The sequence below is a fragment of the Thermophilibacter immobilis genome, assembly GCF_015277515.1.
Classification (GTDB): Bacteria; Actinomycetota; Coriobacteriia; order Coriobacteriales; family Atopobiaceae; genus Thermophilibacter; species Thermophilibacter immobilis.
Genome location: NZ_CP063767.1, coordinates 1259390 through 1280571 on the forward strand (window position 1 = coordinate 1259390; position 21182 = coordinate 1280571).

Below are 21182 nucleotides of genomic sequence, written 5' to 3' on the forward strand. Positions count from 1 at the left end.
CAACCTTAAGGCACTTTATTTAGATGGAGTCGCCCAGCGGGCTGTTTTTGTCAGTTGAGCGCTCCGGATGGCGGCGCGGCCCCGTCAGGGATATTGTGGAGAGGTCGCAAATCCTCGTGGACGGGAGAGCCCATGTCAGAGCTCGCCAGCATCAGAAACGACCTGCTCGAGGCTCAGGTGGACTCACTCGGTGCCCAGCTCATGAGCCTCAGGAGAAACGGGACCGAGTACCTCTGGCAGGCAGACGAGCGCTTCTGGGCCCGCCGTGCCCCGATCCTGTTCCCCATAGTCGGGCGCCTGAGGAACGACCACGCCATCAGCGCAGCGGGAGAGGTCCGTCTCAAGCGCCACGGCCTCGCGCGCCTCTACGAGCACCGTGTGGTCAGACAGACGGAGTCGAGCGTGACCTACGAGCTCGCCTCCACCGAGCAGACGCGCGCCGCCTATCCGTACGACTTTCGCCTCAACATGACCTACGCCCTCGAGGGCGACAGGCTCGTCCAGACCTTCGCCGTGACCAATGCCGGCGAGGCGGACCTGCCCTTCACGCTGGGGGCGCACCCGGCCTTCAACGTGCCCGTGCCGGGGACGGGCGAGGGATTCTCGGACTACGAGCTCGTCTTCGAGCGACCCTGGACCGCGCGCGTCCCTACGATCGACGCGGACGGCCTGCACGACTTCTCGCGCACGCACGAGGTCCTACGCGACGACGACCGCCTGCCGCTCACCCACGAGCTCATCGAGCGCCTGCTCACGCTCGTCTTTACGGAGGTGCCCGGAAACGCGGTGACGCTCAGGGGCACGCGCAGCGGGCGAGGCGTGGAGCTGGGCTTCGACGGGTTCGACTACCTAGGCGTCTGGACCGCGTCCGCCGACTCCCCCTTCGTGGCCCTCGAGCCCTGGTGCGGCTGCGCCACCTGCTACGACGAGTCTGACGTGTTCGAGGAGAAGCGCGGCACCGTCACGCTTGGGCCCGGCGGCTCCTATGAGCGCTCCCTCTTTCTGAGGCCCTTCTAGTGGGGGTCGCATCGGAGGCGGGGCCGCGGCGGGCCCGCGAGGAGGACCTCGACGCCGTGGCCGCCCTCTACGAGCGCGCCCGCGCCTTCATGCGCGCGCAGGGCAACCACACCCAGTGGACGGGGGCCTATCCCGGTCGCGTCGACGCCCAGAGGGACCTCGCAGCCGGGGCGCTCTGGGTGATCGACGACGGCGCGGGGCCGGCGGCCTGCCTGAGCCTTCTCTCGGGCCCCGACCCCACCTACGAGCGCATCGAGGGAGAGGGCTGGCTCGATGACGCCCCCTACTGGGTCGTGCACCGCGTCGCCGTGAGCACGTCAGGGCGCGGACTGGGCTCCCGCTTCCTCAGGTGGGCCTGCGAGCGCCACGGCAACGTGCGCGCGGACACCCACGAGAGCAACCTCCCCATGCGCGGCGCGCTCGAGCGCTGCGGCTTCGTTTCATGCGGGACCATCTGGGTCGCCGACGGCACCCCGCGCGTGGCCTACCACTTCGCGCGCGAGGGCGCGCTGGCCTTCTAGCGCGCGGCGCCCGGTCGCCCCTCAAAGACGAGCGAGAAGAAGCTACCTCGCGAGCTTGACCGGGGCAGGCTCGACGGGAGCGCCCTTCCCCTCGTGAGTCGTCCGGGCGGAGGCGTCCACGAAGGCCCTCCAGAGCGAGAAGTCGGTCTCGATCTTGCCCCAGGTGTACTCGGGATGCCACTGGACACCCAGGCAGAAGCGCTGGGAGGAGACCTCGATAGCCTCGGGGACCCCGTCGGTCGCCCTCCCCACGAGCCGCACGCCCTCGCCGAGCCGCTCGACGCAGCAGTGGTGGCTCGAGTTCACCTGGATGAGGCGGGCGCTCCCGACGCTGCGCGCGAGCAGCGTCTCCTCCTCGACCTCGACTGGGTGGGCCGGGTCGTTGAGGATCATCTCGTGGCGCCACAGGGCCATGCCCGCGCGCGGCTCGAGGCTGGGGACGTCCATGCACAGGCTTCCCCCCAGGGCCACGTTCAGGAGCTGCATGCCGCGGCAGGTGGCAAAGAGGGGCTTGTTGGCCGCCAGGGCGCGGCGCACCAGCTCGAGCTCGAAGGCGTCGCGCTTGTCGCAGAGCATGCGCGGGTCGTAGTCGCCCTCGTCGCCCCACAGGCGCGGGTTCACGTCCTGACCGCCGGGCAGGGCCACGCCGTCGCACATGTCAACGAAGGTCTCCATGAGCACGGAGTCGTCCGTGAGCGGCATCGTGAGCGGCATCCCGCCCGCGGCGATGATGGCGTCGGCGAAGACGCTCGCTATGGCCTCCTCGGGAGCCAGCTTCTCGGGCATGCGCACGCAGGGCTCGCAGGACTCCCAGCGCGGGGAGACAAGGATGAGCGGGCGGCGGACAGAGCACGTGGGACGAGAGGACATGCGAAAAAACCTCCAAGATGACGGCGGTCGAATGACAAGAGGAACAGGAGCAGGGAGCTAGTGGCCCTTGATGGAGTCCAGGAACTCCCGGGCGCGCCCGGTGGCGGGGTGGTCGAAGAAGTCGGCCGGGGCGGCCTCCTCCACGATCTGCCCCTCGGACATGAAGACGACCCGGTCGGCGACGCGGCGGGCGAAGCTCATCTCGTGCGTGACCACGACCATCGTCATGCCCTGACGGGCCAGGCCGACCATGACGTCGAGGACCTCGTTGATCATCTCGGGGTCGAGCGCGCTCGTGGGCTCGTCGAACATCATAGCCTTGGGGCGCATGGCGAGCGAGCGGGCGATGGCGGCGCGCTGCTGCTGGCCGCCGGAGAGCTGGGCGGGCACCTTCTTGGCCTGCTCGGCCACGCCCACGCGCTCGAGGAGCTCCATCGCGCGTCTCTCGGCCTCGTCCTTCTTCATGCCGAGGACCTGGATGGGTCCGAGCGTGACGTTGTCCAGGACGCTCATGTGCGAGAAGAGGTTGAACGACTGGAAGACCATGCCGAGCTCGGCGCGCATGGCGGTGAGCTCCTTTCCCTCCTGCGGCAGCAGAGCTCCCTCGACGAGAATCTCACCGGAGTCGATGGTCTCCAGGCGGTTGATCGTGCGGCACAGCGTCGACTTGCCTGAGCCCGAAGGCCCCACGACGACGAGCACCTCTCCTCTTCTGACCTGGAGGTTGATGTCCCGGAGCACGTGAAGGTCCCCGAAGTGCTTCTCGACGTGGCGAAGCTCGATGAGGGGCGCGTCGCCCAGGCCTGCGCTCTTCTGTGTCATGGCTCTCCGATCGGTGGGTCCGCGGCTAGCGGATGATCTTGACGCCCGTGCGCCGCGAGACGTAGACGGACACCTTGTTGATGACGTAGTTGATGAGGATGTAGATGACGGCCACCACGAGGTACATCGAGACGAGCGAGTCGTAGCGGGTGATGAGGACGCGCGCGTTCTGCATGAGGTCGGGGTAGCTCACCACGTAGGCGACCGTGGTGTCCTTGACCACGACCACGAGCTGCGAGATGAGCGAGGGAATCACGTAGCGCACGGCCTGCGGGAGGACGATCCTGAGCATTGTCTTGGCGGGAGAGAGGCCGAGCGAGAGAGCGGCCTCCACCTGCCCCGTGGGCACGGCGTTGACGCCGGCGCGAAAGACCTCGGCGAGCACCCCCGAGGCGGCGAGCGCCACGGGAAGCGTGAGCATCCAGAACGAGGAGATCTTAATGCCGTACTGCGGGACCACGAGGAAGAAGAAGTAGATGAGCAGCAGGCTGGGGACCCCGCGGAAGAAGTCGATGACCACGCGGCAGACGGCCGAGAGCGGACGCCACGAGCTCGTGCGCCCGAGCATGAGCAGAAGGCCCAGGGCGAGTGCAATGAGGCCGGCCGTGAAGGCGACCTCGACGGTGCCCACGAAGCCCTTAAGTAGAAAGCTCCACGTGGTCGACGCGAGGAAGAATGACCAGTACTGCGGGGCGAGCTGCCCCGTCACGTAGAACTGTCGCACGACGGCGGCGAGGCCGACCAGGACGACAAGGGCGGAGAGGGCCGTCCCGATCCTGATGGTTCGACGCGTCCGGGGGCCGGGGGCCTCGTAGAGGGCGTCGCGCATGGAGTCGGCCGCGGGTGCGCGGGTGCTCATCGCAGGATCCTCACCCTCTTGTCGAGGCGGTTGCCCGCCAGGCTCACGACGAAGGCCGTGCCCAGGTAGCCGGCCGCCGAGATCAGAAACGCCAGAACGCCTCCCGTGGTGCGGGTGTTGACGTAGGAGACGACGCCGGTGAGCTCGAGCGGCGAGAGGGGCACCTGCGAGCCCAGGGCAGTCGTGAGCATCACGGCTATGAGGAGGTTGGTCATGGGCAGGACCGTCGTGCGCAGGGCCTGCGGTATCACGACCCTGCGCAGGATCTGGGTGAAGGAGAGGCCGAGCGAGCGAGCGGCCTCTATCTGCCCCACGCCGATCGTGTTGATGCCGCTCATGAAGTTCTCCGAGCCAAAGGCCGAGCCGAGCAGCACCGTGGTCGCGATCACGCAGACGCGGTAGTCAAGCACGACCCTCAAGTTGGGAAGCGCGTACACGATGATAATGAGCAGCGCGACACCGGGGATGTTGCGAAACACCTGCACGTAGAAGTCCCCCACCGCGCGCAGGGGGCCAAGGGGCGAGACGCGCATGACCGTGACGAGCACGGAGAGCACCATGACGAGCAGAAACGAGACGGCCGTCATGCTCCAGGTGGCGAGCAGGCCGTCCAGATACCTCTGCCCGTATGTCGATAAAAGCTCCGTGAGCCCCATGCAACCTCCTCACGCACGTGGGGCCTCCACCATGTGCGGAGGCCCCACCTGCTACCAGTACACGCCCGCGGCCCGTTCGCAGAAAAGGGCCGTGCGCTCACGTCCTAGGCACCGATGGCGGGAGGCTCGGGGACATCCTCGATGCCGGCACGGTTGCCGATGCAGATCTTCCAGAGGTCCTCCCAGAGGCCCTCGTCCTCGACCTTGTGCAGGAAGACATTCACGAAGTCGACCCCGTCGGAGTCGAGCGGCAGCCCGATGCCGTAGGCGTCGACCGGGCCGAAGGGATCGCCGGCGAGGCGATACTTGCCGGGGTTGCGCACCATGCTGCCGAGCTGCATGTTGGTGTCGATGACGTAGGCGTCGACGCGGCCCTGGGAGAGCGCCGCACGGGCCTCCTCGTCGGTCTTGAACTCCTGGATCGTGGCGTCGGGGGCGAGCTCCTCGAGGATCGAGGGGCCCGTCGAGCCGGACTGGGCGGCGACGTTCTTGCCCGCGAGGTCGTCCACGGAGTTGATGTCCGTGTTGTCGACGTTGACGAGGATGGACTGCTGGGTGGTGTAGTACGGGCCGGCGAAGGAGATGACCTCCTTGCGCTTGTCGCTGATCGAGTAGGTGGCAAAGACCGTGTCGACCTGGTCGTTCTGCAGGACCGACTCGCGCGTGTCAGAGGTGACCTGGGTGTTCTCGATCTTGGACTCGTCACCCAGGACGTAGCGGGCCAGGAGCTGCGCGAGGCCGGCGTCGAATCCACGGAGCTTGCCGTCCGTCTCGTCGAGGAGGCTGAAGAGCATCGAGGTCTGGACGCCGCCGACGCGCATGGTGCCCGCGTCCTTGACCTTGGTCGCCCAGGTGCTCGCGGAGATGGCCGCGTCGTCGGCGACGGAGCCCGTGGCAATCAGGGCGTCGTAGGCAGACGAGTCGATCTGGACGGTCTCGTCCTCGGTGTCCTCGGTCGCATCCGTGGAGCTGTCCGTGCTGGAGGAGCCGGAGGCATCAGAGGACTCGGAGGAGCCGCAGGCCACAAGGCCAAGGGTCGTGGCGAGACCGAGGCCCAGGCCGACGACCTGGCGGCGGCTTACGGTGAGATTGCTCAGTGACATGGGGATTCCCTTCCCTTGGGAGCGCTTCTGCGTTCGGTTCCAAAAAAGTTTACCCCTTCTTTAGCCTTTCTAGTTCCTTGTGCGGCGCCCGCAATAAACCCCTAACAATAGGGTACAAAAAATGAATCCAATTTCATTGGTTTATCTGAAGCGTATAGATATAAAAAACGGCTGTGACGCCCTAGGGGATCGTCGCGGTCGCTCGCCTGCCCACCGGATGCCAAGGCGCGTCAGCGCGCCGAGGCAACCTCGAAGATCTTCTCGCCGGCGCTCACGTGAGCGGGGGCAACGGGCTCAACCCTGGCGAGGTCGTCCGTGTTGGTGATGACGACGATCACCGTGTCGGGATAGCCAGCCTGCCTGATCTTGGCGCGGTCGAAGCTCATGAGCGGCTCGCCGGCAGCGACGCGCTGGCCCTTCTCGACGAAGCTCTCGAAGCCGTCCCCCTTCATGTTGACGGTGTCCACGCCCACGTGGATCAGCACCTCGACGCCGGCATCGGAGCACAGGCCCACCGCGTGCAGGGTCGCTGTGGTGGCCGTGACGGTGCCCGAGACCGGGGCGTAGACGATGCCGTCGGCGGGCTCGACGCCGTACGCCGTGCCCATGGCCCCACCCGCGAAGAGCGGGTCGGGAAGGGCCGCCATGGCCACGCCCTCGCCCGAGACGGGCGCGAGGACCTCCGTCGCGGACGCGGTGACGGACAGGGACGCAGGCCTTGCAGGCTCTGCCTTCTTGAATCTGTCGAGAAAACTCATGTGTCACTCCCTAGCTTGCCTCGGGCGAGGCGGACGTTTCATGCGTTTAGTTTAAGACTGGCTGGCAGCCACGTCCCTCGCGCGCTCAATTCTCCAGAAAGGGGTCCCCGATCAGACCGAGGTGCCGGAAGGCGTGACACAGGCCGTCCTTGTCAACGTCCGTGGTAACGTAGTCGGCCATGGCGCGTATCTCCTCGCCGCCCGATCCCATGGCCACCCCCACGCCACAGGCCTCGAGCATGGGTATGTCCACCTTGGCGTCGCCCATGGCTATGGTGTCAGATATCCGGACGCCCAGGTGCTCCGCGGCCATGCGAACAGCGCGGGCCTTGTCCACGTCCGCAAGTCCGACGTCTGCGAACAGGGCCTTCTCTCCCCTGCCGCCCCAGGTCCCGACCCTCATGTCGGCAAACGCCTCTCTGGCGTCAAGATAGTCCTGGTAGTCGCTGAGGATGAAGCTCACCTTGTTGACGTCGTCGCGATAGAGCTCGCCGCCGTAGACGGAGCCATGAAGCTCCGTCTCCGCGCCCTCGGGGGCCTCGGTACCCCTGCTCCTGGCATAGGCGCGCAGAACGGGTCCCGAAGCCTCCCTGAAGCGCTCGGACACGAACAGGCCGTCGTTGGTCTCGAGGTAGAACTCGTGGCTGCGGGCGTGGCACCAGTCCACGATGCGACGACACTGCCCGGCAGTCAGGACCTGGTGCATCACCACCTCGCCCTCGACCTCAACGTAGGAGCCGTTGCCGCCGATCATGCCGTCGAAGCCCACGGACCAGAGCTCCGGCGGATTCTCCGCCTTCGAGCGACCAGTGCACATGAGCACCTTATGGCCCCGCGAGCGCGCCTGGCCGATGGCCCGGCGCGCGCTCGCGGGGATGACGTTCTCGTAGGTGGTGATCGTGCCGTCGACGTCGAGAAAGACGACCCTCCTGTCGCTCATGCAACTCCTCCCCACGCGTCTGGGCTAGTCGACGCCCTCGGCGCCGTTGGACTCGATGATCTTCTGGTAGGCGTAGAAGGAGTCCTTGCGCAGGCGCTCGTTGGTGCCCGAGCCATCGTCGTGCTTGTCCACGTAGACGAACCCGTAGCGCTTGCGCATCTCTCCGGTGCTGGCGCTGACCAGGTCGATGGGGCCCCACCAGGTGTAGCCGCGCAGGTCCACGCCATCGTCCACGGCCTCGGCCATGGCCCTCACGTGCTTCTTGAGGTAGGAGATGCGGTAGTCGTCGTGGACGCGTCCGTCCACGACCTCGTCGTGGGCCCCCATGCCGTTCTCGACCACGAAGAGGGGAATCTGGTAGCGGTCGTAGATCTGGTTGAGGGCCACCCGCAGGCCGACGGGGTCGATCTGCCAGCCCCACTCGGTCTGCTCGAGGTAGGGGTTCACGCCGCCCAGGCCCATGTTGCCCTTGGTCTGCTCCAGCTCGTGGGCGGCGATGACGTTGCTCATGTAGTAGGAGCAGGTGTAGAAGTCGACCGTGCCCGCGCCGAGGTCATCCAGGTCGCCCGGCTCAATCGAGAGGTCGACGCCGCTCCGTTCCCAGAGGCGACGGGCGTAGGAGGGGTAGGCGCCCCTGACCTGCACGTCGGAGCAGTACCAGTTCACGCGCCGCATCATGGCCTGGTTGGCGAGCTCGTCGGCAGGATCGCAGGTTGCGGCATAGGACAGGGCGAAGATGTTCATGTCGCCCATCTTGAAGCAAGGGTAATGCTCGTGAGCGTAGCGCACGACGCGCGCGGAGGCCACAAGCTGATGGTGCAGGGCCTGGTAGCGCTCCTGGAGCGTGGTCGTGAGCGCGCTCGCGGGACCCTCGAAGCCCTGGATGAGGCTGGTCGAGAGCATGGAGCCCATGCCCAGGGCACCGGCGTTGATCTCGTTGAAGGTGAGCCACCACTGGACCTTGTCCTGGTAGCGCTCGAAGATGGCGTGGCAGAAGCGCTCGAACAGCCCGATGAGCTCGCGGCTCGCCCAGCCGTTGTACTTCTCGACGAGGTGGTAGGGCATCTCGTAGTGGCTGATCGTCACCATGGGTTCGATGCCGTGCGCCTGGCAGCAGTCGAAGACGCGATCATAGAACGCGAGCCCGGCCTCGTTGGGCTCGGCGTCGTCACCGTTAGGGTAGATGCGCGACCACGAGATGGACAGGCGCAGCATGGAGAAGCCCATCTCGGCGAGAAGGGCGATGTCTTCCTCGTAGCGATGGTAGAAGTCGATGCCGTCGTGGTTGGGGTAGAGGCGGTCGGGGTCGATCGCGCGCGTGATCTCGCGGGGCCGATCAACGGTGCCACCCGTGAAGTGGTCGTCTACGGAGGCGCCGCGCCCGTCGACGTTCCAGGCTCCCTCGAACTGGTTGGCCGCCGTGGCACCGCCCCAGAAGAAGCCCTCGGGAAACGTCGTTGCCATGTGTCTCTCCTTTCCGATGGGACAAGACGCGTGCGCGCCCCGCCCGAGTGAGGGACGCCGCCTTCTGACACGGGCGGCGCCCCACGTAAGCAGACTATTTGCCGGCCTCGACGGCGGGCAGCGCAGGGGCCTTGTAGGTGGCGAACTCGATCGCGAAGCCCACGACCGCTGCAGCGAGCGAGGCGACGATGGCCCAGACCATCCCCGTGATGCCCGCGCCACCGGCGGGATCGATGTAGGAGAGCCAGTTGAACATGCCCAGGCCCCCACTGATGTAGAGCAGCGAGCCCGACAGGGCGATGACGATGCCACCGGCCACCGAGCCGACGCAGGCGTTCACGAAGGCCCTCTTGTCCGGCAGGGCGACGCCGTAGATGGCGGGCTCGGTGATGCCGAAGAAGAACGAGGAGATCATGGCCGGAAGGGCGATCTCGCGAAACGCCTGGTCTCTGTTCTTGAGGTACATGGCAAAGACAACCGCGCCGAGGGAGAAGGAGTGGCCGATCATGGCCGCGAGCACGTAGTCAGATCCGAGCGTCGTAAGGTTGACGATCCCGATGGGAACGAGGCTCCAGTGGAAGCCAAAGATCACGAGCGGCATCCAGAACGCGGAGACCAGGACGCACCCGAACAGGCGCCCGACGACCGGCAGGTTGAAGATCACGCCAAAGAATCCACCGAGCAGATTGGTGATGACCGTGGCGATGGGGCCGATGATGAGGTAGCCGCCCACGACCGCGACGGTAACGGTGATCAGGGGCACGAAGAACATCCTCAGCGAGTCGGGGATCCAGCTCTTGACCCAGCGCTCGACCTTGGAGCCCGCCCACACCATGAGCAGCACGGGAATGACGGAGCTCGTATAGCCGGCGGCGGGCATGATGATGGGGATGCCGAAGAAGGTGGCATACCAGGAAAAGGTGCCCAGAAAGCCGAAGTTGACGGTGCCGAGAACCTCGCTCGCGGTCAGGGCGACCGTCGTCGGGTAGACGAGCGCCAGGCCGATGGCCAGCCCGTTGAACTCGCTCATTTTGAACTTGCGCGCCGCGGTAAAGCCGAGCACGACCGGCAGGAAGTAGAAGAAGCCGTCCGCGATGGTATACAGCACCATGTAGGCACCGTCGGTCGTGGACATCCATCCCAGGAAGGTGAAAAGGGCGAGCAGGCCCTTCATGATGCCCGCCGCCGAGAAGGTCCCCAAGATGGGCTGGAAGATGCCCGAGATGAGGTCTATGGCCGTCGAGGCGACGGACTTCTTCTTGCCGTCGTCGGGCTCGTCGTCTACGCCTACCTCACCCACGCCGGAGAGGTGGGTGCGTTCGAGGAACTGGTCGTAGACCTCCTCGACCTTGTTGCCGATGACGATCTGGTACTGGCCGTTGGCCACCATGACCTTGATGACGCCTGGGGTCTTCTCTATGACCTCGGTGTTGGCCCTGGCGTCGTCCTTGAGGACGAAGCGCAGGCGCGTGATGCAGTGCGCGACGCGCACGATGTTGTCCTTGCCACCCACGTTCTCGTAGATGGCGTCGACCAGCTCCGAGTAGTTCTTCTTTGCCATGCCGATCCTCCCTTGCTGTCTCGAGCGGGCGGGTGCCCGCCTCTGGCCGTGCCGTGCTATGCGAACCCTCGCCCCGGGCCCAGGGCAGAGGGGTCGAATCTAGTGCAGGGCCGAGAGGCGGCCGATGTGCATCATGAGGTAGAGCAGCTCCTCGCTGGTGCACGACAGGCCGTGCGCCTCGGTGAGATAGTCGTTGATCTGACGCGCGCAGGCGTAGGTCTGGGGGAAGTCGCGGGCCGCCTCGTCGAACAGGGCTCTGTTGGGGGAGGCCACACTCTCGTCCTTGAGCAGGCGACCCAGGAGGAACCGTAGGTGCGCGACGAAGCGCACGTAGGCGTAGGAGTCGCGCGCGAGCGTGACGCCGAGCTCACGCTCGACGATGCCCGTGATCTTCTCGATGTCCAGGGCGCTCCTGACAACCAGGCTCATGTCACCCTGGCCCTCGCCCGCCTCCCCGCTCACGATATGCAGCGCGACCGAGCAGGCCTCAGTGGGAGGCAGCTCAACGCCCACGCGCCCCTTTACCATGCCGAGGGCGGTCTTGCCGAGCCCGTACTCGCGCGGGTAGACGTAGGCCACGTCGGCGGCAAGCGGATTCTCGATCGTGATGCTCTCCCCCACGCGCTCGACCGCGAACTGGAGGTGGTCGGCGAGCGTGAAGACGAGGTTCGGGGAGAGCCGCGTCATCTCGCCGAGCTCGACGCGAGCGAGGTCCACGATGTCCGAGGAGACCACGAGGACCCCATCCGAGATCGTGGCGGCGGCCTCGGCGACGCGGGCGCTCACGTCGCGAAAGACGCGCTTGATCTGTCGCTCGTCGCGTAGCAGATAGGGCATGGGGGGAAATCCCACCCCACGCCCGAAGATCACGACCTCGTTGCCCGCCTCGTCGAGGGCGAGGGCAACGTTGTTGTTCACCTTCTTGGTGACGCGCATGGCCATGAAAAAACTCCTTAGGGGCAAACTGCGCACCGGGCCTACGAGCAACCACTGCGCAAGTAATGCCTCCCGAGGAGTAACAACCTTGCAGGATTTATTTATAGCATTCCTTGCAAGGGGCCGCAAGGACATTTTGGGGAGCGGACGAGCAGACCTCCCTCGGCGTGACCAACTGCAAAAAGGGCCGCCCCGACGCAGGCAGATGCGTCGGGGCGGCCTCAAAGACTGCAGGTGATGCCAGTAGGCGTCCTAGCCGAGTAGCTCGGCGACGTCGAGGGCGATCATGTACTCCTCGTTGGTGGGGACCACCATGCAGGTGATCGCGGAGTCCGGCGTGGAGATCACGCGCGGCTCGTCGGAGCGCACGGCGTTCTTCTGGGCGTCTAGGTGCACGCCCATCCAGGCGAGGCGATCGGCCACGCCCTGGCGCATCTCGGCGGAGTTCTCGCCGATGCCGGCGGTGAAGGCCATGGTGTCCACGCCCTGCATCGACGAGGCCATCTCAGCGAAGAGCTGCGCGGTGCGGTAGTAGAACATCTCGAGCGCCATCTGGCAGTGCTCGTCGCCGACGTGCGCGCCCTCCTCGATGTCACGGGAGTCCGAGGAGCGTCCCGAGACGGCGAGAAGGCCCGACTCCTTGTTCATCATGGTGTCGATCTGGTCGATGGAGTAGCCACCGACGCGGTTGAGGTACACGACCGTGGAGGGGTCGATGGTGCCGCAGCGCGTGCCCATGATCAGGCCGTCAAGCGGCGTGAGACCCATCGTGGTGTCCATGCACTTGCCGTCCTCGATGGCGCACAGGGAGGCACCGGAGCCCAGGTGGCAGCTCACGAGTCGATGGGTCTTGTCGCCCCGAAGCTCGTGGACGGTGCGCCAGATGAAGCGGTGGCTCGTGCCGTGGGCGCCGTACTTGCGCACGTGGTAGGTGTCGACCACGTCGCGCGGCAGGGCGTAGCGCCAGGCGTGCTCGGGCATGTGGTAGTGGAAGGCGGTGTCCGGGACGATGACGTTGCCGATCTGGGCGAACATGTCGCGGCAGATCTCGATGACGTCGGCCTCGGCGTAGTTGTGCAGGGGCGCCAGGGGCGCGACCTCGCGCACCCACCCCAGGGTCTCGTCGGTGACCAGGGCAGACTCGGGGAAGTACCAGCCGCCCTGGACCACGCGGTGGCCGATGCCGTCGATGGGGGCGTCGACGGCCTTGAGGATCTCAAAGACGTGCTTGATGGCGGTACGGTGGTCGGGCAGCGCGACCTCGAGCTTCTGCTTGGGCCCGCCGTTCTCCTCGTGGCCCACGAAGGACCCGTCGATGCCGATGCGCTCGCAGTTGCCCTTGGCGTAGACCTCGCGCGTGTCCACGTTCAGGAACTGGTACTTGAGCGACGAGCTACCAGCATTGATGACAAGAACGTTCATGACTCTCCTCTCGTGGGTCTTTCCCACAATTAGGCTGCGACAACCTGCTCATGATATCCCTTTGGAAGCCTCGGCGGGCACCGCGCTACGCGTCCGGCAAGAGGCCCTCGCCCAGAGGGGTGCCCCCGAGCACGTGGAGGTGCAAGTGCATGACGGTCTGCCCGGCGTCGGCCCCCGTGTTCACGATGCAGCGAAAGCCGCGCTCGCCCAGGTCGAACCTCTTGGCAACGCTGGCCACGGCCCTTCTCATGGAGACCAGGGTCGGGGCGTCCACGTCCTCGAGGAGGGTGGCGTAGTGGGCCTTGGGGACCACGAGCACGTGAACGGGGGCCTGGGGGTTGAGGTCCTCGAAGGCGACGACGTTGTCGTCCTCGTAGAGGAGGTCGCTAGGAATCTCGCCGTGGGCGATCTTGCAGAAGATGCAGTCTGACATGGTGCTCCCTTCGGGTGCGGGACCTACTCGTCTATGAAGGCGGTCGCCGGTGCCGAGGCGGTGTCGGTCGTGGGGGCCGCCTCGTTAGTGGCGTCGAGAAGGACGCGGACCTTCTGCTCGGCGCCCGTGAGGCGCTCGCGCAGGCTCTTGAGGAGCTCGACGCCCCTCGTGTAGCGCTCGAGGGACTCCTCGAGCTCAAGGTCGCCGGCCTCCAGGGACCGCACGATCTGTTCGAGCTCGACGGAGGCCTCCTTGAAGGTCATGTCCTTGATGCTGGGGTACTTCTCGTCTGCCATGGGGTGTTCCTTTCTGCGCCGTGAGGCGTCTTGTATGCGAGCTGGGTCTAGTGGGACCAGGCGTGCGTGCGCGTGACGGTGGCGTCGACGGAGCCCACGCCCAAAACGAGGCTCACCTCGTCTCCCGCCGCGAGCACCTGGGCGTCCTTCACCACGTGCCCCGCCCCGTCGCGTGCGATCGCGTAGCCGCGCGCGAGAACCGAGAGCGGCGAGAGCGCGTCGAGCGAGGCAGAGAGCCGCGCGAAGGTCGCCTCGCCGGTGCGCGTGAGGCGCTCCCCCACGAGACGCAGGCGCCCGGACGCCTGGTCGAGCCCTGCGGCCTGGCGGGCCAGGGAGCGGGGAATGGCGTCGTGGAGGCGCTGCTCGGTCTGCATGAGCTCCGTCTGCCGGTCTCGGGTGGGGGCGTAGGGGTCGGTAAGGCAGCGACGGCTCCCGAGCGCGTCAAGGGAGACGCGACGACGGGAGAGCCCGGAGCCCATCGCGTTGGCGGCGAGGCGGGAGAGCCCCTCGACCCGCTGAGAGCATGCGACGAGCAGGGCGTCCATGGAGCGGCCCAGGCGCACCTGGCGCTGGACCATCTGGCGCTCGACCTCGTCGATCGCCGGGGCCACGGACTCGGCGGCGGCGGTGGGCGTGGAGGCGCGCCGGTCGGCCACCATGTCCGCGATCGAGGTGTCCGGCTCGTGGCCGATGCCGGTGACGACGGGGACGGGGCAGGCCGCGATGGCGCGGGCCACGGATTCCTCGTTGAAGCACATGAGGTCCTCGAAAGAGCCTCCTCCGCGCACGAGCAGGATGGCGTCGGGGGCCGCGGCCGCGGCGACGCCGAGCGCCCGCACGATGGTGGCCGCGGCGCCGGCGCCCTGCACGCTCGCCCCCACCACGTCTATCTCCACGAGGGGGTTGCGCCGCGCGAGCGTGCGCTTGACGTCCTCGATGACGCTGCCCGAAAGCGACGTCACCACGCAGACGCGCGAGCAGAACGCGGGGACGCTCCGCTTGCGCTCGGGGGCCATGAGGCCCTCGCGCTCGAGGGCGCGGGCGAGCTCGGCGACCTGCTGGCGCAAGAGCCCCTCCCCCGCCGCCTCGACCCTGCTCGCCACGAAGGAGAGCTTGCCGGACGCCTTGTAGACGTCGAATTTACCCGTGAGCTGCACCGCGAGGCCGTCACGCAGGGCGAACCCCATCTTGGCCGCCGTACCGCGCCACACGATCACGCTCATGGAGGCCCCATCATCCTTGACCTCGAAGTAGCAGTGCCCCGAGCGCGCGTTGGGACCGCGGAATCCCGAGACCTCGCCGTTGACCACGAGCGTGGGCCAGGCGTCGACGCTTCCCCTGGCGAAGGCCACGGCGTCGGTGACGCTGATGGGCGAGCTCTTCTCCCGGGCCATCAGCGCCTGCCCCCGCGGTTCCCGTAGCGGGCGAGCAGGTAGACGAGCTGCATGACGGAGGTGAGGGCCGCGGCAACGTACGTCAGGGCCGCGGCGGTGAGCACCGCGCGGGCCCCGCGCTCGTCTAGGCCCGAGCCGCGCGCGCCGAGGTAGGCGACCGCGCGCCGGGAGGCGTCTATCTCGACGGGCAGCGTCACGAGCTGGAAGACGACCGAGACGGCGAACAGGACGAGGGCGACCTGAACAAGCCCGACCGTGTTCAGGAAGACGCCAAGCAGGAGCACGAGGGTCCAGGAGCGCTCGGCCAGGCTCACGGCCGGCACGAGGGCCGAGCGCAGGCGATAGGGCACGAAGCCGCGCGCGGCCTGGACCGCGTGTCCGGCCTCGTGGCAGGCCACGGCGACCGAGGCGACCGATCCGCCGCGGTAGTTGTCCTGGGAGAGGTGCAGCTGGTTGTCGCGCGGGTCGTAGTGGTCGGTCAGGGTGCCGTCCACGCGCGTAATGCCCACCTCGCCGGCACCCCCCTCCTCGAGCATGCGGCGCGCGACGTCAGCCCCGGTGCCGGGGATGCCCGAGTCGACCTCCGACCACTTGCGGTAGGTGCGCCTGATGTAGCCCTGCGCGAGCGCGCCGATCACGAGCGCGACGAGCGCGATGACGTAGTAGCCCACGTCGATTCCATAACCAAAGTACAGGGGCATGCGTGACTCCAATCACAAGACGAAAGAGACCCCTCGCTGTTCTCGACCATTCTACCCAGCGGGCGGGACACAAACCCCGTCTGGCGGCAAAGCGGCACAGACGACAGGGCACGCCTAGAGCAGCTCGATGCGCCCCTCCTTGACCGTGACGCCAACCTCGCCAGAGAGCAGCCGGCCGAGGGTCTTTCCCGCGAGCTCCCAGCGCCACGAGCGGCCCAGGCGCGACGCGCCCCGGTCATGGAGGAAGTCGAGGAGGTCGTCGCGCGTGGCGATGAGCTGGGTGGCCACGCCGCTCTTCTCGGATATGACGCGCATGACCGCGTACATGAGGTCGACGACGCCCTCGGACTCGCTCGACAGGCGCGCGCGGCGGCTCACCTTGGGGCACTTCTCGGCCGGGCACGCCACGCCCTTCTCGACGTCCTCCACGAGGGCACGGCAGACGCGCTCGGAGAGCTGCTCGGTCCCGCGGATGCGCCTCAGGCGCTCAGGGGACGTGGGCATGCGCTTGCTCACCTCGACCACGATCTCGTCGGACAGGACCCACTTGCGCGGGACGTCGCGCTCGGCCGCAGTCCTCTCGCGCCAGGCGCAGACCTCGCGGGCCACGGCGAGCTGGCGACGGGTGAGCGAGCCGGCGCGCTTAAGGTGGGTAAAGGCCTCGCGCGGCTCGCGACGGACGTGAGACACGTCCGTCAGCTCGCGCATCTCGGGCTCCACCCAGCCCAGGCGATCGGCCTTGACGAGCTGGGCCATCATGCGCTCGTAGATGCCCGTGAGGTAGCGCACGTCGTCCTCGGCGTAGGTGAGCTGCTCGGGGTCGAGCGGGCGGCGCGACCAGTCGGTGAGCGCCTCGGCCTTGGGCAGGCGGACGTCGCAGTAGGCCTCGACGAGCGAGCCGTAGCTCACCTGCTGGCGCATGCCCAGGAAGGCGGCCGCGAGCTGCGTGTCAAAGACCGACGCGCAGGCGCAGCCCATGCCATCGAGCAGGACCTCGAGGTCCTGGGTGCACGCGTGGAAGACCTTGGTCACCGAGGGGTCCTCAAACAGGGCGGACAGGGGCGAGAGGTCCTCGATGAGAATCGGGTCGATCGCGGCAATCTGGTCGCCGGCGGCCACCTGGACCAGGCAGAGCCGGGGGTAGTAGGTCTTCTCGCGGAGAAACTCGGTGTCGACGGCAAGGACCCTGGAGTCTCCCGCGCGCTCGCAGAAGGCCTGAAGCTCGGATTGGTTCGAGAGGTACACGGCGCTCGATTCTGTCGTGCGAGGTTCGAGATAACATACGGGGACGTCTTCGGCGGCCCCTCGCAGGCCTGCCGCAGTATATGATACAGACAATGGTCCGGTCCGATTCCTGGGGAGCAAAAGGCGTGCGTGCGCTTATCATTCACAATCCGAAGTCGGGCTTTGGCTCGGACGCGATCTTCCAGTTCGAGCGGGTGCTCGTCCACGACGGCGACGAGTGCCTGCTGCGCGTCCTGGCCGACGACTTCGTGGCCACCGACGTCTGCGCGGACGCGACACGCTTCGACGTGGTCGTAGTCTCGGGCGGCGACGGGACCGTTACCTCGCTGCTCTACGCCCTCAGGGACACCGGGGTTCCCGTCTGCGTCTTTCCCTCAGGTACGGCCAACCTCCTGTGCGCCAACATAGGCAACGCCCCCGAGCCCACGGCGCTCGCGCGCGCCTGCCGCGCGGGCAAGGTGGCCGAGGTCGACCTCGGCGAGATCTCGTGGACGGACGCGGACGGCACCAGGCAGGTGCGCGGCTTTGGCCTCATGTCGGGCACCGGCTTCGACGCCCAGCTCATGGAGGCGGCCCTGCCGAACAAGGCGCTCATGGGGCAGGCCGCCTACTTCGCGGCCGCCCTCACCAACCCCCGGCCGGCCGTCGAGCGCTTCGCCATCACCGTGGACGGAGACAGCGTCGAGCGCGACGGCATCACCTGCCTCGTGGCGAACAACGCCATGATCCAGGGGGACATCCAGATCGTCCCCAACTGCCGCATGGACGACGGCTTGCTCGACGTCATCGTGGTGGAGACCTCGGCGACCGCCCAGCTGCTCGCCCCGCTCGCCCTCGGGCTCGCGGACAGGAGCGGCAAGGCGCTGGGGCGACCATTTCTGGAGAGCTTCCAGGGTCGCTCGATTCGCGTCGAGGCGAGCGAGCCGATGCCGCTCGAGGTGGACGGTGACGTGGTCTGCGACGGCGTCATCGCCTACGAAGCGCGCGCCCTGCCCCGCTGCGTCCGCCTCATCGTGGACGCCATGAGCCCCTACGGCACGATCGATGACGGCTCCTCGCGCTTCGGGGGCTCCGACGTGATCGCCTACCCAGACGCGTAGGGCGCCGCGCGGCGGGTTTCTCACCGTTGGCCCGGCTGGATTTCTCGCCTGCGTTTCTCGGCCGCTCGCGAATTTCGAGCCCTGGCAGATTTCGAGAGGTTGGGACGTGCCGCAGCCCGTGATTCTTGCGCAAGGCGACCCCTCCGCGCGCCGTAGCCCTCAATTCCTGAGCAGCACGGGTGCCAGCCCGCTACAGCACGAGCGACAGCAGCGCGTAGACCGCCATGCCCGCCAGGGCACACCAGATGAGCGAGCCGGTCTTGCGGGCCACCAGGACCACGAGCGCCGCCGAGACGAGCGGCACCGGGTCCGGGCCGGCCGCGGGGTCGATGAGGTCGTTGGCCACGAGGGCCGCGAAGGCGGCGGGCGGGATGAACCCGAGCGCCTCGCTCACGCGCGGCGAGAGGGTGCGGCCCTTGAGGGCGAAGAGGGGCACGCAGCGAAAGACGAGTATCGCCGCGAGCACGCAGGCATAAAAGACCCAGAAGCCCTCCCCGCTCATCGGGCAAGCGCCCCCCTGGCCATGCCCGCCACGACCCCCGCCACAGCACCGACCACCACGGCCGCCCCGCCGAGACCCGCGAGCTTCATGAGCGCCACCACGACCACCGAGCAGGCCACCACCACGAGCGTGGTGGAGTCCCAGCGCTGGCCCACGAGCAGGCAGATGAAGATCGCAGTCATGGCGAACGACATCACGGCCACGGGCACGGCGATGACGGCACCCGCGGCGCACCCCACGGTGTTCGACAGGGTCCACGACGCCATGCTGACGAGGTTCACGCAGACGGCGCTCACGGCGTCCCATCCCCCGTCGGACGCGAAGCGCTCGAGGTTGACCCCGAAGCTCTCGTCGGTCACCGTGGCCGAGAACAGGGCGGCGAGCGGTCGTCCCACCTGCGAGAAGTAGGGCGAGAAGGCCGCCGCGTAGAGCATCTGCCTGCTGCTCACCAAGGTGATGCTGGCCACGATCGAGGCCAGGGGCGCGCCGGCGAGCGCCATGGAGGACATCATGAACTGCCCCGCGCCCGAGTAGAACGTGCAGGAGAGCAGGAGGGCCTGCCACCAGGCGAGCCCCGCCTGGGAGGCCATCACGCCGCAGGGGAGGCCGATCGTCACGTAGCCGAGCGCCACGGGGGCGGCTGCGGACAGGGCTGGCCGCATGTCTGGCAGGGACCTCACGCCTCCGCGCGCTCGTCTGCCGGGAAGCGCACGCCCACCTGACGGCGCACCTCGTCCATCACGTGAAGCGACCCCAGGGTCACGCCCTCGAAGCGCTCGCGGCGCGCGAGCGCGGCCGCGTCGCCCCGAACGGCACCGACAAAGGCGTCGATCTCGCAGACCATGTCCCTCTCGGGGACCTCGACCTCCAGGGGGCGCAGCTCCTCGGCCCCCACGCGAAAGACCATGCCCTTGTCCTCATGCTCGTGGACGCGTAGGTTCACGGGGCACGACGTCTGGTCCCAGACGAGCGTGGCCTTCTCCCCCGCCACCTGCGAGGAGAGCATGTCGTCGGCCGCCTTGCCGTAGGAGATGCTCACGATCTTGTCGCCATAGCCCAGAAGGACCTCACCGGCCAGGTCGATCGTGGCGTATGCGCTGCCCTCGGGCTCGCCGGGCACGGCAGCGGTGACTCCGAGGGCGCGCACCGTCTGCGGGACGCCGAACAGCGCCACCGCCGGCTCGACGCAGTAGACGCCGATGTCCATGAGGGCCCCGGCGGACATGCGGGGGTCGAAGATGTTCAGCCGCTCGCCGGCGGCAAGGCGGGCCATGCGCGAGGTGACCTTGGCGAAGCGCAGGGTTGCCTGGCGAACGCGCCCCAGCTCGCCCAGGGTGCGCTCGATGGCGTCGAAGGTGGGAACGTAGAGGTTGCGTATGGCCTCCATGGCCACCACGCCGGCCGTGCGCGCCGCGTCGAAGACGTCTTGGGCCTCGCGTTCGTTGGAGGCGAGGGACTTCTCCACGAGGACGTGCTTCCCGCGCGCGATGAGCTCGAGCGCCTGGGGTGCGTGCAGGGCGTTGGGGCTCGCCACGTAGACGGCGTCCACCTCGGGACTGGTCGCGAGCGTGGAGAGGTCGTCGAAGAACAGGCGCGCCCCGTGGGGCTCGCCGAACGCGCGCGCGTGGGCGCGGTCACGCGAGTAGGCCCCCACGTAGGTCCCCTCCTCGGAGAGGGGGAGCGCCTGCAGGAACTGCTCGCAGATGCCGCTCGTTCCTATGGTCGCAAACCGCACCTTTTTGTCCATGGTATCCTCCTCGCGCACCGCGCCGTTTTGCCCGATTGTACACTACGTGCTTTTCTCGTGCGCAGGGTCTGCGACCTGCTATGGTTTTGGTGGAAAGATCTGATGACGGGAGTCCTATGTACTCATTCGACGCTCGCGTGCGCTACAGCGAATGCGACAAGGACGGGCGCCTCTCGCTCGTCGCCATGATCAACTACCTGCAGGACTGCTCGACCTTCCACTCCGAGAGCCTGGGCATAGGGTTCGGGCCCCTCGGCGAGCGCGGCCTTGCGTGGGTTCTTGGTGCCTGGCAGATAGAGATAGAGGAGCTGCCGCTCTTCAACACCCCCATCACGGTCTCGACCTGGTGCCATGAGATAACGCACGCACACGCGCTCAGGAACTTCCAGATCCTGGACTGCGAGGGGCGCACCCTCGTGCGCGCGGACTCGCAGTGGCTCATGTTCGACACGGCCAAGCAGCGCGCCACGCGCGTCCCCGAGGACCAGCGCGCCTACTTCACCGGCGAGAAGCGCCTGGACATGGCCCCCTTCGAGCGCAAGATTCGGGTTCCCGAGGGAGGGCGGCGCTGTCAGACCATCGTGGTCGGCGAGCAGAACCTCGACACGAACCGACACGTCAACAACGCCCAGTACGTGCTCTTCGCCCTGGACGCGCTCGCGGAGCTGGGCCACGCGATTGACCTCGCGCGCCTCTCGGTGCAGTACCGCAAGATGGCCTGGCTGGGAGACTCCATCGTTGCTGTGGCGCACGAGGATGGGGGCGGCTGGGTCGTCGAGCTCGAAGACGAGGCGGGGACGAACTACGCCCTCGTCAGGCTCAAGACAAGGTAGGG

Annotated in this window: 23 protein-coding genes; 4 read left to right on the plus strand and 19 right to left on the minus strand. The window is 67.4% G+C overall.

Annotation, left to right across the window (positions count from 1 at the left end; all coding sequences use genetic code 11):
* The first annotated feature begins 132 nt into the window (after nucleotides 1–132).
* Both INP52_RS05635 and INP52_RS05640 read left to right on the plus strand, forming a co-directional pair.
* Nucleotides 133–1017, plus strand: coding sequence for an aldose 1-epimerase family protein (locus INP52_RS05635; RefSeq protein ID WP_194369825.1), 885 nt, complete (start codon nucleotides 133–135; stop codon nucleotides 1015–1017).
* Complete coding sequence (locus tag INP52_RS05640) at nucleotides 1017–1538, plus strand: GNAT family N-acetyltransferase (protein ID WP_228478267.1); 522 nt, start codon at nucleotides 1017–1019, stop codon at nucleotides 1536–1538. The genes INP52_RS05635 and INP52_RS05640 overlap by 1 nt, the downstream gene beginning before the upstream one ends.
* Before the next feature lie 42 nt (nucleotides 1539–1580).
* Here the strand turns inward: INP52_RS05640 and INP52_RS05645 are convergent, their stop codons facing one another.
* The 16 genes from INP52_RS05645 to rnd form a co-directional block, all read right to left on the minus strand.
* The gene (locus INP52_RS05645) at nucleotides 1581–2408 is read right to left on the minus strand and encodes a gamma-glutamyl-gamma-aminobutyrate hydrolase family protein (RefSeq protein WP_194369827.1); all 828 of its coding nucleotides are present in this window, start codon (nucleotides 2406–2408) and stop codon (nucleotides 1581–1583) included.
* A 57-nt stretch (nucleotides 2409–2465) separates the two neighbouring features.
* Nucleotides 2466–3230, minus strand: a complete 765-nt coding sequence (locus tag INP52_RS05650) for an amino acid ABC transporter ATP-binding protein (RefSeq protein ID WP_194369850.1) — start codon at nucleotides 3228–3230, stop codon at nucleotides 2466–2468.
* 25 nt (nucleotides 3231–3255) lie between these two features.
* Complete coding sequence (locus INP52_RS05655) at nucleotides 3256–4089, minus strand: amino acid ABC transporter permease (RefSeq protein WP_194369852.1); 834 nt, start codon at nucleotides 4087–4089, stop codon at nucleotides 3256–3258.
* Nucleotides 4086–4745: an amino acid ABC transporter permease gene (locus INP52_RS05660; RefSeq protein ID WP_194369854.1), complete on the minus strand. Its 660-nt coding sequence runs from the start codon at nucleotides 4743–4745 to the stop codon at nucleotides 4086–4088. Before INP52_RS05660 ends, INP52_RS05655 begins: the two co-directional genes overlap by 4 nt.
* Before the next feature lie 104 nt (nucleotides 4746–4849).
* Nucleotides 4850–5848 (minus strand): glutamate ABC transporter substrate-binding protein, encoded by a 999-nt coding sequence (locus tag INP52_RS05665; protein ID WP_194369856.1) that lies wholly within the window; start codon nucleotides 5846–5848, stop codon nucleotides 4850–4852.
* 230 nt (nucleotides 5849–6078) lie between these two features.
* Nucleotides 6079–6606 (minus strand): PTS sugar transporter subunit IIA, encoded by a 528-nt coding sequence (locus INP52_RS05670; RefSeq protein ID WP_194369858.1) that lies wholly within the window; start codon nucleotides 6604–6606, stop codon nucleotides 6079–6081.
* Nucleotides 6607–6691: 85 nt separating this feature from the next.
* On the minus strand, nucleotides 6692–7546 hold the full coding sequence (locus tag INP52_RS05675) for a Cof-type HAD-IIB family hydrolase (protein ID WP_194369860.1): 855 nt from the start codon (nucleotides 7544–7546) through the stop codon (nucleotides 6692–6694).
* A 24-nt stretch (nucleotides 7547–7570) separates the two neighbouring features.
* Nucleotides 7571–9010, minus strand: a complete 1440-nt coding sequence (locus INP52_RS05680; protein ID WP_194369862.1) for a glycoside hydrolase family 1 protein — start codon at nucleotides 9008–9010, stop codon at nucleotides 7571–7573.
* 94 nt (nucleotides 9011–9104) lie between these two features.
* Nucleotides 9105–10571, minus strand: coding sequence for a PTS transporter subunit EIIC (locus INP52_RS05685; protein WP_194369864.1), 1467 nt, complete (start codon nucleotides 10569–10571; stop codon nucleotides 9105–9107).
* Between the two features lie 99 nt (nucleotides 10572–10670).
* A complete protein-coding gene (locus INP52_RS05690; RefSeq protein ID WP_194369865.1) occupies nucleotides 10671–11513 on the minus strand; it encodes a PRD domain-containing protein in 843 nt (280 codons plus the stop codon).
* A gap of 246 nt (nucleotides 11514–11759) precedes the next feature.
* Nucleotides 11760–12929, minus strand: a complete 1170-nt coding sequence (locus INP52_RS05695) for an acetate/propionate family kinase (RefSeq protein ID WP_194369867.1) — start codon at nucleotides 12927–12929, stop codon at nucleotides 11760–11762.
* A gap of 85 nt (nucleotides 12930–13014) precedes the next feature.
* A complete protein-coding gene (locus INP52_RS05700; protein ID WP_194369869.1) occupies nucleotides 13015–13362 on the minus strand; it encodes a histidine triad nucleotide-binding protein in 348 nt (115 codons plus the stop codon).
* Between the two features lie 23 nt (nucleotides 13363–13385).
* Nucleotides 13386–13658: an exodeoxyribonuclease VII small subunit gene (gene xseB, locus INP52_RS05705; RefSeq protein ID WP_194369871.1), complete on the minus strand. Its 273-nt coding sequence runs from the start codon at nucleotides 13656–13658 to the stop codon at nucleotides 13386–13388.
* A 47-nt stretch (nucleotides 13659–13705) separates the two neighbouring features.
* The gene (gene xseA / locus INP52_RS05710; RefSeq protein ID WP_194369873.1) at nucleotides 13706–15052 is read right to left on the minus strand and encodes an exodeoxyribonuclease VII large subunit; all 1347 of its coding nucleotides are present in this window, start codon (nucleotides 15050–15052) and stop codon (nucleotides 13706–13708) included.
* Nucleotides 15052–15753, minus strand: coding sequence for a zinc metallopeptidase (locus tag INP52_RS05715; protein ID WP_194369875.1), 702 nt, complete (start codon nucleotides 15751–15753; stop codon nucleotides 15052–15054). Before INP52_RS05715 ends, xseA begins: the two co-directional genes overlap by 1 nt.
* Before the next feature lie 114 nt (nucleotides 15754–15867).
* Entirely contained in the window at nucleotides 15868–16998 is a 1131-nt protein-coding gene (gene rnd, locus INP52_RS05720) for a ribonuclease D (protein WP_194369877.1), read from the minus strand.
* A gap of 125 nt (nucleotides 16999–17123) precedes the next feature.
* On the opposite strand from rnd, the gene INP52_RS05725 reads away from it, so the two are divergent.
* Nucleotides 17124–18098: a diacylglycerol/lipid kinase family protein gene (locus INP52_RS05725; protein WP_194369879.1), complete on the plus strand. Its 975-nt coding sequence runs from the start codon at nucleotides 17124–17126 to the stop codon at nucleotides 18096–18098.
* Between the two features lie 190 nt (nucleotides 18099–18288).
* Here INP52_RS05725 and INP52_RS05730 read toward each other — a convergent pair whose 3' ends face one another.
* From INP52_RS05730 to INP52_RS05740, 3 genes are read right to left on the minus strand one after another with little or no spacing between them, the layout of a single operon-like run.
* Nucleotides 18289–18600, minus strand: coding sequence for an AzlD domain-containing protein (locus tag INP52_RS05730; RefSeq protein WP_194369881.1), 312 nt, complete (start codon nucleotides 18598–18600; stop codon nucleotides 18289–18291).
* Nucleotides 18597–19262: an AzlC family ABC transporter permease gene (locus tag INP52_RS05735; protein WP_194369883.1), complete on the minus strand. Its 666-nt coding sequence runs from the start codon at nucleotides 19260–19262 to the stop codon at nucleotides 18597–18599. Before INP52_RS05735 ends, INP52_RS05730 begins: the two co-directional genes overlap by 4 nt.
* Before the next feature lie 14 nt (nucleotides 19263–19276).
* Nucleotides 19277–20347, minus strand: a complete 1071-nt coding sequence (locus tag INP52_RS05740) for a Gfo/Idh/MocA family protein (protein ID WP_194369885.1) — start codon at nucleotides 20345–20347, stop codon at nucleotides 19277–19279.
* 116 nt (nucleotides 20348–20463) lie between these two features.
* Between INP52_RS05740 and INP52_RS05745 the strand changes: the two genes are divergently transcribed.
* Nucleotides 20464–21180: an acyl-[acyl-carrier-protein] thioesterase gene (locus INP52_RS05745; RefSeq protein ID WP_194369886.1), complete on the plus strand. Its 717-nt coding sequence runs from the start codon at nucleotides 20464–20466 to the stop codon at nucleotides 21178–21180.
* Nucleotides 21181–21182: the final 2 nt, after the last annotated feature.

Coding starts and splice junctions, on each gene's coding strand:
- INP52_RS05635 (WP_194369825.1), top strand. CDS start 133: ATGTCAGAGCTCGCCAGCATCAGAAACGACCTGCTCGAGGCTCAGGTG.
- INP52_RS05645 (WP_194369827.1), bottom strand. CDS start 2,408: ATGTCCTCTCGTCCCACGTGCTCTGTCCGCCGCCCGCTCATCCTTGTC.
- INP52_RS05650 (WP_194369850.1), bottom strand. CDS start 3,230: ATGACACAGAAGAGCGCAGGCCTGGGCGACGCGCCCCTCATCGAGCTT.
- INP52_RS05655 (WP_194369852.1), bottom strand. CDS start 4,089: ATGAGCACCCGCGCACCCGCGGCCGACTCCATGCGCGACGCCCTCTAC.
- INP52_RS05660 (WP_194369854.1), bottom strand. CDS start 4,745: ATGGGGCTCACGGAGCTTTTATCGACATACGGGCAGAGGTATCTGGAC.
- INP52_RS05665 (WP_194369856.1), bottom strand. CDS start 5,848: ATGTCACTGAGCAATCTCACCGTAAGCCGCCGCCAGGTCGTCGGCCTG.
- INP52_RS05670 (WP_194369858.1), bottom strand. CDS start 6,606: ATGAGTTTTCTCGACAGATTCAAGAAGGCAGAGCCTGCAAGGCCTGCG.
- INP52_RS05675 (WP_194369860.1), bottom strand. CDS start 7,546: ATGAGCGACAGGAGGGTCGTCTTTCTCGACGTCGACGGCACGATCACC.
- INP52_RS05680 (WP_194369862.1), bottom strand. CDS start 9,010: ATGGCAACGACGTTTCCCGAGGGCTTCTTCTGGGGCGGTGCCACGGCG.
- INP52_RS05685 (WP_194369864.1), bottom strand. CDS start 10,571: ATGGCAAAGAAGAACTACTCGGAGCTGGTCGACGCCATCTACGAGAAC.
- INP52_RS05690 (WP_194369865.1), bottom strand. CDS start 11,513: ATGGCCATGCGCGTCACCAAGAAGGTGAACAACAACGTTGCCCTCGCC.
- INP52_RS05695 (WP_194369867.1), bottom strand. CDS start 12,929: ATGAACGTTCTTGTCATCAATGCTGGTAGCTCGTCGCTCAAGTACCAG.
- INP52_RS05700 (WP_194369869.1), bottom strand. CDS start 13,362: ATGTCAGACTGCATCTTCTGCAAGATCGCCCACGGCGAGATTCCTAGC.
- xseB (WP_194369871.1), bottom strand. CDS start 13,658: ATGGCAGACGAGAAGTACCCCAGCATCAAGGACATGACCTTCAAGGAG.
- xseA (WP_194369873.1), bottom strand. CDS start 15,052: ATGGCCCGGGAGAAGAGCTCGCCCATCAGCGTCACCGACGCCGTGGCC.
- INP52_RS05715 (WP_194369875.1), bottom strand. CDS start 15,753: ATGCCCCTGTACTTTGGTTATGGAATCGACGTGGGCTACTACGTCATC.
- INP52_RS05730 (WP_194369881.1), bottom strand. CDS start 18,600: ATGAGCGGGGAGGGCTTCTGGGTCTTTTATGCCTGCGTGCTCGCGGCG.
- INP52_RS05735 (WP_194369883.1), bottom strand. CDS start 19,262: ATGCGGCCAGCCCTGTCCGCAGCCGCCCCCGTGGCGCTCGGCTACGTG.
- INP52_RS05740 (WP_194369885.1), bottom strand. CDS start 20,347: ATGGACAAAAAGGTGCGGTTTGCGACCATAGGAACGAGCGGCATCTGC.
- INP52_RS05745 (WP_194369886.1), top strand. CDS start 20,464: ATGTACTCATTCGACGCTCGCGTGCGCTACAGCGAATGCGACAAGGAC.